Raw genomic sequence first — 9618 nt, 5'->3', positions numbered from 1 at the left:
GCCACAAAAAAAACCGGGCGCGGAAAACGCCCGGTTTTATCTGGTACCATGTCTCTGCCGTCAGTAGCGGTAGTGCTCCGGCTTGAAGGGACCCTCGGGGGACACGCCGATATAGGCGGCCTGCTCCGGGTCGAGCTTGGTGAGTTTCACGCCGATCCGGTCGAGATGCAGGCGCGCGACCTTTTCGTCGAGATGCTTGGGCAGGATATAGACTTCGTTCTTGTACTCGTCGCCTTTGGTCCAAAGCTCGATCTGTGCCAGCACCTGGTTGGTGAAGGAGGCGGACATCACGAACGACGGGTGCCCGGTGGCATTGCCGAGGTTCAGAAGACGCCCCTCGGACAGCAGGATCAGACGATTGCCGTTCGGCATCTCGATCATGTCCACCTGTTCCTTGATGTTCGTCCACTTGTGGTTCTTCAGTGCGGCAACCTGAATTTCGTTGTCGAAATGGCCGATGTTGCCGACGATCGCCATGTCCTTCATCTCGCGCATATGCTCGAGGCGGATCACGTCCTTGTTGCCGGTGGTGGTGATGAAGATATCGGCGGTATCCAGCACATCCTCCAGCAGCACCACCTCATAGCCGTCCATCGCGGCCTGAAGCGCGCAGATCGGATCGACCTCCGTCACTTTCACGCGGGCCCCGGCCCCGCGCAGGGACGCGGCAGAGCCTTTGCCGACATCGCCATAGCCCATGACCACGGCAACCTTGCCCGCCATCATCGTGTCCGTGGCGCGGCGGATACCGTCCACCAGCGATTCACGGCAGCCGTATTTGTTGTCAAACTTGGACTTGGTCACGCTGTCGTTCACGTTGATCGCGGGGAAGGGAAGCTGCCCGTCGCGCACCAGCTGATAAAGCCGGTTCACGCCTGTCGTGGTTTCTTCCGACACGCCCTTGATCTGGTCACGCATCTTGGTGAACCAGCCGGGGGAGGCTTCCATGCGCTTCTTGATCTGCGCCTTGATGACAGTCTCTTCTTCGGACTGAGGAACAGGGATGATGTCTTCGCCCGCTTCCGCCCGCGCACCCAGAAGCACGTAGAGCGTCGCATCGCCGCCATCGTCGAGGATCAGGTTGGGGCCTTCGTCGAACATGAAGGATTTGTCGAGGTAATCCCAATGCTCTTCCAGCGTCTGTCCCTTCACCGCGAAAACCGGCACACCGCTTTCCGCGATCGCGGCGGCGGCATGGTCCTGGGTGGAGAAGATGTTGCAGGACGCCCAGCGCACATCAGCGCCCAGCGCCGTCAGCGTTTCAATCAGAACCGCCGTCTGGATTGTCATATGCAGAGAGCCGACAATGCGCGCGCCTTTCAGCGGCTTGCTGTCGCCATATTCCTCGCGCAGCGCCATGAGACCCGGCATTTCGGTCTCGGCGATGTCGAGTTCCTTGCGGCCATAGGCCGCCTGATTGATGTCTTTTACGATATAGTCCTTGGCCATGCAGCACCTCTAAAGATCAGCTTGGATGCCGCCTATCACCTTGTAAGAGACTACTCAACTGAGCGGGATCAATCCGCCAGCGCCGCGAAGATGCGCTCGTTCGCCATGCCGGCCATCCAGTCTTCGCCCTGCGCTTCGACGCAGGAGTTGCCGTCGGACAGCGTCTTGAGGATGGTCCATGTGCCGGTTGCATCGGAAACCCAAAGCTGTGTGTTGCCCTGATCCTGACCCTTTACGGGCCGTTCGCCATACCAATCGATCAGCGCGGCGCGCATTTCGTGGGTCGGCATGCAGACTTCCTGCGCAGATGCGGAACCGGTAACCGAAAGGGTGGTGAGGGCTGCAAATGCGGTAACGAAAAGCGGTTTCATGGGTTTCTCCTTCCCCTCATCAACGCGCCTAGGCGCGGGTGGTTCCGAATCGCCTGCCCGCCCGGTCTGACTGTGCCTTCGAGGCCAAAGGGGCAGCCTGCTTTTCCCGGTGATCCATCGCCGCTAAACAGGACCTCACGCAAAGGACGAACTGCAGATGACTCGTACACCCCGCGCATGGCAACGCATGCTTTCCGGTCGCAGGCTCGACCTTCTGGACCCGACGCCGGTGGATATCGAAGTCGAGGACATTGCCCATGGTCTCGCCTTCGTCGCCCGGTGGAACGGGCAGACCCACGGGGATTATGCCTATTCCGTGGCCGAACACTCGCTTCTGGTGGAAACGGTATTCGGGCGCATCGCCCCCCGCGCCCCGGCCAGATGGCGGCTCGCCGCGCTTTTGCACGACGCTCCGGAATACGTGATCGGCGATATGATCTCGCCGGTGAAGGCGGCCGTTGGCCCGGGCTACCGCGCGCTGGACGACCGGCTTACCGCGGCGGTTCACCTGCGGTTCGGCCTGCCCGCCAGCCTTCCCGTACGTGTCAAACAGCAGATCAAGAAAGCCGACCGGGTGAGCGCGTGGATGGAAGCCACCCAGATCGCCGGCTTTTCCGAAGCGGAATCGACCCGCTTTTTCGGGCGGCCCGACCCGGCGCTGGTCGAGGGGTTGGACATCGTGCTGCGCCCGCCCGTCGAAACCCGGCGCGCCTTCACCGACAGGCACGCCACCCTGTTGCGGGACATGTCGTGATCCACATTCGCCGGGCCGGTGCGCTGGACGCGGCGCCCATGGCGGAGTTGCTGAACGCGATCATCGCCAAGGGCGGAACGACAGCGATGGTCGACCCGGTCACAACCGCGCAACTCCGCGAACGGATGCGCCTGCCGGGGGCCGCATGGCATCTGGCGGAAGATACCCAAGGAACGCTGATGGGGTTCCAGTGGATCGAACCGCATCCCGATCTGCCTGAGGGCGGTGTGGACGTGGCGACCTTCGTCAGGATCGGGGAAACCGGCATCGGCATCGGCTCTTCACTGTTCGAAGAGACGCGTAAGGCAGCGAAGGACATGGGCTACACCCATATCCACGCGATCATCCGCGCCGACAATTCCGGGGGCATGGCCTATTACCAAAGCCGCGGGTTCGAGACCTACCGGCTGCTGCCGGACAGCCCGCTGGGCGATGGCAGGCGTGTCGACAAGGTCTGGAAACGATACGAGCTCTGACCGGAGAGGTTCAGCGCGGCGAGCGTTTTGCCAGTATACGCTGAAGCGTGCGGCGATGCATGTTCAGCCGCCGCGCGGTTTCTGAAACGTTGCGGTCGCAGAGCTCATAAATCCTCTGGATATGCTCCCAGCGGACACGATCGGCGCTCATCGGATTTTCGGGCGGCGGCGGAAGCGTATCGCCGTTGGCCAGCAGCGCATTCGTGATGTCATCTGCATCGGCGGGCTTTGACAGGTAATCGGTTGCCCCGAACTTGACTGCCGCCACCGCCGTCGCGATGGCACCATACCCCGTCAACACCACGATCCGCGCGTCGGGGCGTTTGTCTCGCAGGGTCTCCACCACATCGAGGCCGTTGCCATCTTCGAGCCGCAAATCGACCACGGCATAGGCCGGGGGTCGCGCTGTTGCGATGGCCCGGCCAGCCGCGACAGAACCGGCGGTTTCCACGCTGAACCCACGCTTTTCCATCGCTTTCGCAAGCCGTTTGAGAAACGGTTCATCATCATCGACCAACAACAGGCTCGGATCAGGGCCGAGATCGCTTTCATCCAACATCGCCATCATCTTTCCCGCTCATATTGATAGGCTGGGTCTTCTTGAGGTTGCATATGGCCCGACCCTCCCGCAGGTCAAACTCTCCACCCGCGAGAATACCGCCAGGATGGGGCGTGCCAACAGGTATGGGCCGATTTGTCACTGAACGAAACGAGATTATTCGTCTCTTCACGGACCTTTGGGCTATCATCCGGCAGACGAAGTAAAGAAGATCACGGTGATCCCAAGATGACGCAGGAAACCATTCGCCCCGTGGGCAGCCGCAAACGGGCCAACTGGATTCGGCTGAGAACGATGATCCTGCTGCGCTGGGTGGCAATCATCGGGCAGCTGACGGCGATTACCTTTGCGCAGACGGTCTATGATCTGCAGCTTAAATGGGGCCTGGCCTATTTCGCCATCGGGGTAAGCGTGATCGGCAACCTGATCGCAAGCTTCGTCTTTCCCGAAAACAAGCGCCTGTCGGAGCGCGAAAACCTCGCCATGGTCATGTTCGACCTGCTGCAACTGGGCTTCCTGCTGTTCCTGACGGGCGGTCTGAACAATCCTTTCGCCCTGTTGCTGCTGGGGCCTGTCACCATCTCTGCCACCGCGCTCAGCCTGCGGTCGACCGTGGTGCTTTGCGGGACGGCGATCCTGCTGGTGACGCTGCTGGCCGAAATCCATTTCCCCTTGGTCCGTGAAAACGGCCAGACGCTGCGGATGCCAGAGATCTTTGTTTTCGGAAACTGGATCGCGCTTGTTATCGCGGTGATCTTCACCAGCGCCTATTCCCGCAGGGTCACGTCGGAAATCCATTCCATGGCGGATGCGCTTGCCGCCACCCAGATGGCGCTGGCCCGTGAACAGAAGCTGACTGACCTTGGCGGCGTGGTCGCAGCGGCGGCACATGAGCTGGGCACGCCCCTTGCCACCATCAAGCTGACCAGCGCCGAATTGCTGGACGAATTGTCGGATCACCCCGAACTGGCGGAAGACGCGGCCCTGATCGGCCAGCAGGCGGACCGCTGCCGCGATATCCTGCGGGACATGGGCCGCGCGGGGAAGGACGATCTGCATCTCAGACACGCGCCGTTGATGGCCGTTCTGACCGAAGCCGCCGAACCCCATCTGGAACGCAGCAAGCAGGTGCTGTTCGATCAGACCCCCGCCGAAGGCGCGCCTCCCGAACAACCCAGCATCATTCGCAAGCCGGAGATCATCCACGGTTTACGCAACCTCGTGCAGAATGCCGTCGATTTCGCGCGGCACAATGTCCAGATCAGCGCCAGCTGGACAGAGGACTATATAACCGTGCGGATCGTCGATGACGGTCCGGGGTTTTCCAGTCAGGTACTGGGGCGGATCGGGGATCCCTATGTGCGGCACCGGCGGCTCAACCGCCTGAAACGCAGACCGGGCTACGAAGGGATGGGGCTCGGGCTTTTCATCGCCAAGACGCTGCTGGAACGAAGCGGCGCCCAGCTGAGGTTCGCCAACGGGCGCGCCGAGGCTGCAACCGATGGCATTGGCACACCGGGGCGCGGCGCGATCGTGGAGGTCGTCTGGCCCCGCGAAAAGATCAGTCCCAAGGCGGCGGAGGCCCATTCACCCATCGGACAGAACCGGCGTATCCTTGCATGACCCATGGGCGGGGTAAAAATTAGTTCAGCATTATTAAGAGTACGTTAACTAATTCGGCAAATGATTAACGGAGACGCCAGCAAACAGGTGTTTTCCGTGTCCGTCCTCGACGCCCTTATCGTTATCTCGGTCTCAGCCGCCACTGCCTTGTCGGGCCTGTGGTGGTTCGGCCGCAGCGCGCCCCGCTGCGCACCGCTGCGCAAGCCCGGCGATCCGCCCATAGAGCTACTGTTCCAGTCCGGCGTCCTGCATCACGCCAGCCCCATCGCGCTTTCCCGCTTCGGCCTTGTACCCGGGGCGCATGATTGGAGAAGCTTCCGCGACCGGATGGAGCCGGGCTTTCCGGACCTGCCGGAAACCTTCGCCGAAGGGCTGCGCGGCCGCTCTTTCATCGAGGCGCGCGATCCCGCGGACCGTCGGCGCATAGAACTCGAATGGGAGGAGCCGAACTGCTGGGTCCGCCTGCTCAACGATGTCACGGCGACGGATACGTCCCCCGAAGAGATCGCGCGCATCCAGGACCGGGCGGAGATCCTGCAAAAGACACTCGACTCAGCCCCCCATCCGATCTGGCAAGAAACCTGCGACGGGCAGATCATCTGGCGCAACGCCGCCTATGATGCGCTGCTGGCCCGGCGGCAGGACGGTGACGAGGCGAAACCGCTCTTCGATCCGGATATGGCGACCGCGCAAAAGCGCGTGAAGCTGGTGCTGGACCCTGCCGCGCCACCGGATTGGTACGACATCACGTGCAGCGCCACCGCAGACGGCATCACGATCTATCACGCCACCTGCGTCAGCGCGGTGGCAGAGGCTGAACTGGCCCAGCGCAACTTCGTCCAGACCCTTGCCAAGACCTTCGCCCATCTTTCCATCGGGCTGGCCATTTTCGACCGCAGAGGCCAGTTGGCCCTGTTCAATCCCGCGCTCGTCGACCTCACATCGCTCCCGGCGGAGTTCCTTGCCGCACGGCCCACGATCCTGTCGTTCTTCGACCAGTTGCGCGAAAACCGCCGCATGCCGGAGCCAAAGGATTATTTCGGCTGGCGCCAGAAAATCGCGGGCGTGATCGCCGCCGCGACCGACGGGCGCTACGAGGAAACATGGTCGCTCGAATCCGGGCAGACCTACAGGGTGAAGGGCCGCCCCCATCCGGACGGCGCCATCGCATTTCTGATCGAAGACATCAGCGCCGAAGTCGCCCTGACGCGGAACTACAGGGCCGAGCTTGAAATGGGGCAGGCCCTGCTCGACGTGGTGGAAGACGGTTTCGCGGTCTTTTCGTCGTCGGGCATCATGATGTTCTGCAATGCGGCCTACAGGACAATGTGGGGCCTCATGCCCGAAAGCACCTTTGTCGATATCACCGTGGCGGATTCCGTTGCGATATGGCGGCGCGGCACGACAACGCCCGCCCCTTGGGAACAGGTCGAGACTCAGTTGCTGGACCTTGGCGGCCCCCGTATGCGGGCCTTTCGCCTGCGGCTGACGGATGAACGCGTGCTGACCTGCGAGGTTCGGCAAATCGTCCCCGGTATGACGCTCGCGCGGTTCCGCGGGGCCGCCGGTATCACCGCGCCGGAAAACCCAGGAATGGCCGCCGCCGAATAGCGGGAATAGGACGCGCGATAGCGCTTGCGGCTGTCCGTCACGGCGATACCTTCGGCGCATGACGGACCGCCAGATCACCCTCTCCCTCCCCGATGCCGAAGCGACCGCCGAACGCGCGCGCACCCTTGCCCCGCAGCTTGAAGCGGGCGATGTCATCCTGCTCGAAGGGGATGTTGGCGCCGGGAAGACCCATTTCGCCCGCGCCTTGATCCAGTCGATCCTGCCGGTGCCCGAAGACGTACCCTCCCCCACGTTCACCCTGATCCAGACCTATGACAGCAGGCTTGGGCCGGTCTGGCATGCCGATCTCTACCGCATCACCTCCACCCATGAGATTGAGGAACTGGGCCTCGCCGAGGCATTCGAAAGCGCGATCTGCCTCGTGGAATGGCCGGACCGTCTGGCGGAAATCGCGCCCTCAGATGCGCTCCACCTGTCATTCACGATGGCGGATGACCTCGGCGCGCGCGATCTGCGCGCGGAATGGAACGCCGCGAAATGGAATGACAAGCTGGCGGGCTGGCGCAGATGAAGGATGAAGACGCCAACCGGATCGACGCATTCCTCGCCCGTACCGGCTGGGAACAGGCGCGGCGCAACGTCATCGCGGGCGATGCCTCCAACCGCAGATACCTGCGGCTGATGATGGGCGATGGGCGGCGGGCGATCCTGATGGACGCGCCGGCAGGCCAGGGCAATGATACGCGCCCCTTCATCGCAATCGCCGAACATCTAACCTCCCACGGGCTATCGGCACCCGCCATTCTGGCCGCCGCGCCTGAGCAGGGGTTGCTGCTGCTCGAAGACCTCGGCGATGCGCTCTTCGCCCGTGAAATGAATGCCGATCCGGACCGGCAGGAACCGCTCTATCGGGCGGCGACCGACCTGCTGGTGGCCCTGCACGCCCTGCCGGTCCCCGAGGTGCCCCCCTGCGACGCAGACTGGCTGATCGAAATGACCGCACCGGCGTTCGAATGGTATGCGCCCTCCCCCAAGGCAAAAGCGGATTTCGAAGCGGCATTGGCCCCGATGGTCCACAGGCTCGCCGCGAAGGAAAAAGTGCTGATCCTGCGGGACTACCACGCCGAAAACCTTCTGTGGCTGCCGGAACGTGATGGCGTGGCGCGGGTCGGACTGCTGGATTTTCAGGATGCCCTGCGAGGGCATCCCGCCTATGACCTCGTCTCGATCCTGCAGGACGCACGGCGGGATGTCCCCACGGCGATTGAAACGCAGATGATCGCCCGCTACACGGAGCATACATCGCGGGACACGACAGACTTCGCCCGGGATTACGCCTTGCTTGGCATGCAACGGAACCTTCGGATATTGGGATTGTTCGTGCGGCTCTGCCAGCGCGACGGGAAACCCCAATACATCGACATGATCGCGCGGGTGTGGTCCTATCTTCAGCGCAATCTCGATCATCCCGACCTTGCCGAACTCAAGCGTATCCTGCGCCCCGCCCTGCCCGACCCGACGCCAGACCGACTCGAAAGCCTGAAAAGCCGATGCGCGACACTCCCGACGCTGTAATGATGTTCGCCGCCGGTTTCGGCACGCGGATGAAGCTGCTCACCCAGGACCGCCCCAAGCCCATGATTCCGGTGGCGGGCAAGCCGCTGGTGGATCATGCGCTTGAACTGGCCCTCGCGGTCGGACCCCGGCAAATCGTCGCTAACCTGCATTACAGACCCGAAATTCTGGAGGATCATCTGGAGGCGCGCGGCGTCGCGACGGTGCTGGAAACGCCGAATATCCTCGAAACCGGGGGCGGCCTGCGCAATGCCCTGCCCCGGCTGGGGGACGGCCCGGTATACACCATGAACACCGATGCCATCTGGGCCGGCCCCAACCCGCTGGCGCTTTTGCGCGCGGCTTGGGATCCGCGCCGCATGGACGGGCTTTTGATGCTGGTGCCGCGCGATCATGCAGTGGGGCACAGCGGATCGGGGGATTTCATTCCGGACGACGGCGGAAAGCTCCGGCGCGGGCCGGGTCATATCTACGGCGGCATCCAGATCGTCCGGACGGAGGGGCTGCACCGGATCGACGAGCCCAAATTCTCACTCAACAAGCTGTGGGACATGATGCTGGACGAAGGGCGGCTCTACGGTATCCCCTACCCCGGCCAATGGTGTGACGTGGGCCAGCCGGAAGGCATAGAACTGGCCGAGCGGATGCTGGCAAACACCCATGTTTGAGCCTTCTGCCGAGCCGCGCGTCTTTGGCATCGCGCCGGGCGTGGATTTTCCCGCCGAACTGGTCGAAGGGCTGCGCGACAGGATGGCGGGGCAGCCGCCGCACGCGATGGCGCGGGTGGATCTCCTCGTCAACACCACCCGCATGCGCCGCCGGTTGCGCGCTCTTTTCGATGCGGGCCCCCCGGGGCTGCTGCCGCGCGTCCTGCTGGTAACGGAACTGGACGGGCTGGTGCCCGGCATCACCGCCGCGCCGCCCGTGCCGCCCCTGCGACGGCGACTGGAACTGACCAGGTTGATCGGCGGCCTGCTGGAGGCGGCGCCCGAAATCGCGCCGCGCTCCTCGCTTTATGGGCTGTCGGATTCGCTCGCCGCCCTGCTGGATGAGATGCAGGGAGAAGGCGTGACTGCTGCGGATATCGCGGCGCTCGACCTGTCGGTTCAGTCGGGCCACTGGGAACGGACCCAGCGTTTTTTGCAGATCGCCGATGCCTACCTTCGCGCCGAAGACACCCTGCCCGACAGCGAAGCGAGGCAGCGCCAGCTTGTCGAACGGATCATTGCCCATTGGCGG

General features: G+C 63.1%; 10 protein-coding genes and 1 pseudogene. 8 read left to right on the top strand and 3 right to left on the bottom strand.

What is annotated here, in order from left to right; all coding sequences use genetic code 11:
- Nucleotides 1-60 precede the first annotated feature (60 nt).
- Both ahcY and A3728_RS04695 read right to left on the bottom strand, forming a co-directional pair.
- Entirely contained in the window at nt 61-1449 is a 1389-nt protein-coding gene (ahcY, locus tag A3728_RS04700; protein ID WP_067920724.1) for an adenosylhomocysteinase, read from the bottom strand.
- Nucleotides 1450-1517: 68 nt separating this feature from the next.
- The gene (locus A3728_RS04695; protein WP_067920722.1) at nt 1518-1820 is read right to left on the bottom strand and encodes an S-adenosyl-L-homocysteine hydrolase; all 303 of its coding nucleotides are present in this window, start codon (nt 1818-1820) and stop codon (nt 1518-1520) included.
- Between the two features lie 157 nt (nt 1821-1977).
- On the opposite strand from A3728_RS04695, the gene A3728_RS04690 reads away from it, so the two are divergent.
- Complete coding sequence (locus tag A3728_RS04690; protein WP_067920720.1) at nt 1978-2574, top strand: HD domain-containing protein; 597 nt, start codon at nt 1978-1980, stop codon at nt 2572-2574.
- The gene (locus A3728_RS04685; RefSeq protein WP_067920718.1) at nt 2571-3050 is read left to right on the top strand and encodes a GNAT family N-acetyltransferase; all 480 of its coding nucleotides are present in this window, start codon (nt 2571-2573) and stop codon (nt 3048-3050) included. The genes A3728_RS04690 and A3728_RS04685 overlap by 4 nt, the downstream gene beginning before the upstream one ends.
- 10 nt (nt 3051-3060) lie before the next feature.
- Here the strand turns inward: A3728_RS04685 and A3728_RS04680 are convergent, their stop codons facing one another.
- Nucleotides 3061-3609, bottom strand: a complete 549-nt coding sequence (locus A3728_RS04680) for an ActR/PrrA/RegA family redox response regulator transcription factor (RefSeq protein WP_150120646.1) — start codon at nt 3607-3609, stop codon at nt 3061-3063.
- A 228-nt stretch (nt 3610-3837) separates the two neighbouring features.
- Here A3728_RS04680 and regB point away from each other — a divergent pair, with 228 nt between their 5' ends.
- From regB to A3728_RS04650, 6 genes and pseudogenes are all read left to right on the top strand, one after another.
- A complete protein-coding gene (regB, locus tag A3728_RS04675) occupies nt 3838-5232 on the top strand; it encodes a sensor histidine kinase RegB (RefSeq protein ID WP_067920716.1) in 1395 nt (464 codons plus the stop codon).
- Nucleotides 5233-5328: 96 nt separating this feature from the next.
- Entirely contained in the window at nt 5329-6843 is a 1515-nt protein-coding gene (locus A3728_RS04670; protein WP_236628122.1) for a PAS-domain containing protein, read from the top strand.
- A gap of 58 nt (nt 6844-6901) precedes the next feature.
- Entirely contained in the window at nt 6902-7375 is a 474-nt protein-coding gene (gene tsaE, locus A3728_RS04665; RefSeq protein WP_067920712.1) for a tRNA (adenosine(37)-N6)-threonylcarbamoyltransferase complex ATPase subunit type 1 TsaE, read from the top strand.
- Nucleotides 7372-8379 (top strand): aminoglycoside phosphotransferase family protein, encoded by a 1008-nt coding sequence (locus A3728_RS04660; RefSeq protein WP_067920710.1) that lies wholly within the window; start codon nt 7372-7374, stop codon nt 8377-8379. Before tsaE ends, A3728_RS04660 begins: the two co-directional genes overlap by 4 nt.
- Nucleotides 8355-9047, top strand: coding sequence for a nucleotidyltransferase family protein (locus A3728_RS04655; protein WP_067920708.1), 693 nt, complete (start codon nt 8355-8357; stop codon nt 9045-9047). Before A3728_RS04660 ends, A3728_RS04655 begins: the two co-directional genes overlap by 25 nt.
- A pseudogene (locus A3728_RS04650) lies at nt 9040-9618 on the top strand (double-strand break repair protein AddB); the annotation flags it as partial. The gene A3728_RS04655 and the pseudogene A3728_RS04650, both read left to right, overlap by 8 nt.

The organism is Sulfitobacter sp. HI0040 (genome assembly GCF_001634885.1).
Taxonomy (GTDB): Bacteria; Pseudomonadota; Alphaproteobacteria; order Rhodobacterales; family Rhodobacteraceae; genus Sulfitobacter.
Note: the sequence above shows the minus strand (reverse complement) of the source record. Positions and strands in the feature narration are given on the sequence as shown.

Coding starts and splice junctions, on each gene's coding strand:
- ahcY (WP_067920724.1), bottom strand. CDS start 1,449: ATGGCCAAGGACTATATCGTAAAAGACATCAATCAGGCGGCCTATGGC.
- A3728_RS04695 (WP_067920722.1), bottom strand. CDS start 1,820: ATGAAACCGCTTTTCGTTACCGCATTTGCAGCCCTCACCACCCTTTCG.
- A3728_RS04690 (WP_067920720.1), top strand. CDS start 1,978: ATGACTCGTACACCCCGCGCATGGCAACGCATGCTTTCCGGTCGCAGG.
- A3728_RS04680 (WP_150120646.1), bottom strand. CDS start 3,609: ATGTTGGATGAAAGCGATCTCGGCCCTGATCCGAGCCTGTTGTTGGTC.
- regB (WP_067920716.1), top strand. CDS start 3,838: ATGACGCAGGAAACCATTCGCCCCGTGGGCAGCCGCAAACGGGCCAAC.
- tsaE (WP_067920712.1), top strand. CDS start 6,902: ATGACGGACCGCCAGATCACCCTCTCCCTCCCCGATGCCGAAGCGACC.
- A3728_RS04660 (WP_067920710.1), top strand. CDS start 7,372: ATGAAGGATGAAGACGCCAACCGGATCGACGCATTCCTCGCCCGTACC.
- A3728_RS04655 (WP_067920708.1), top strand. CDS start 8,355: ATGCGCGACACTCCCGACGCTGTAATGATGTTCGCCGCCGGTTTCGGC.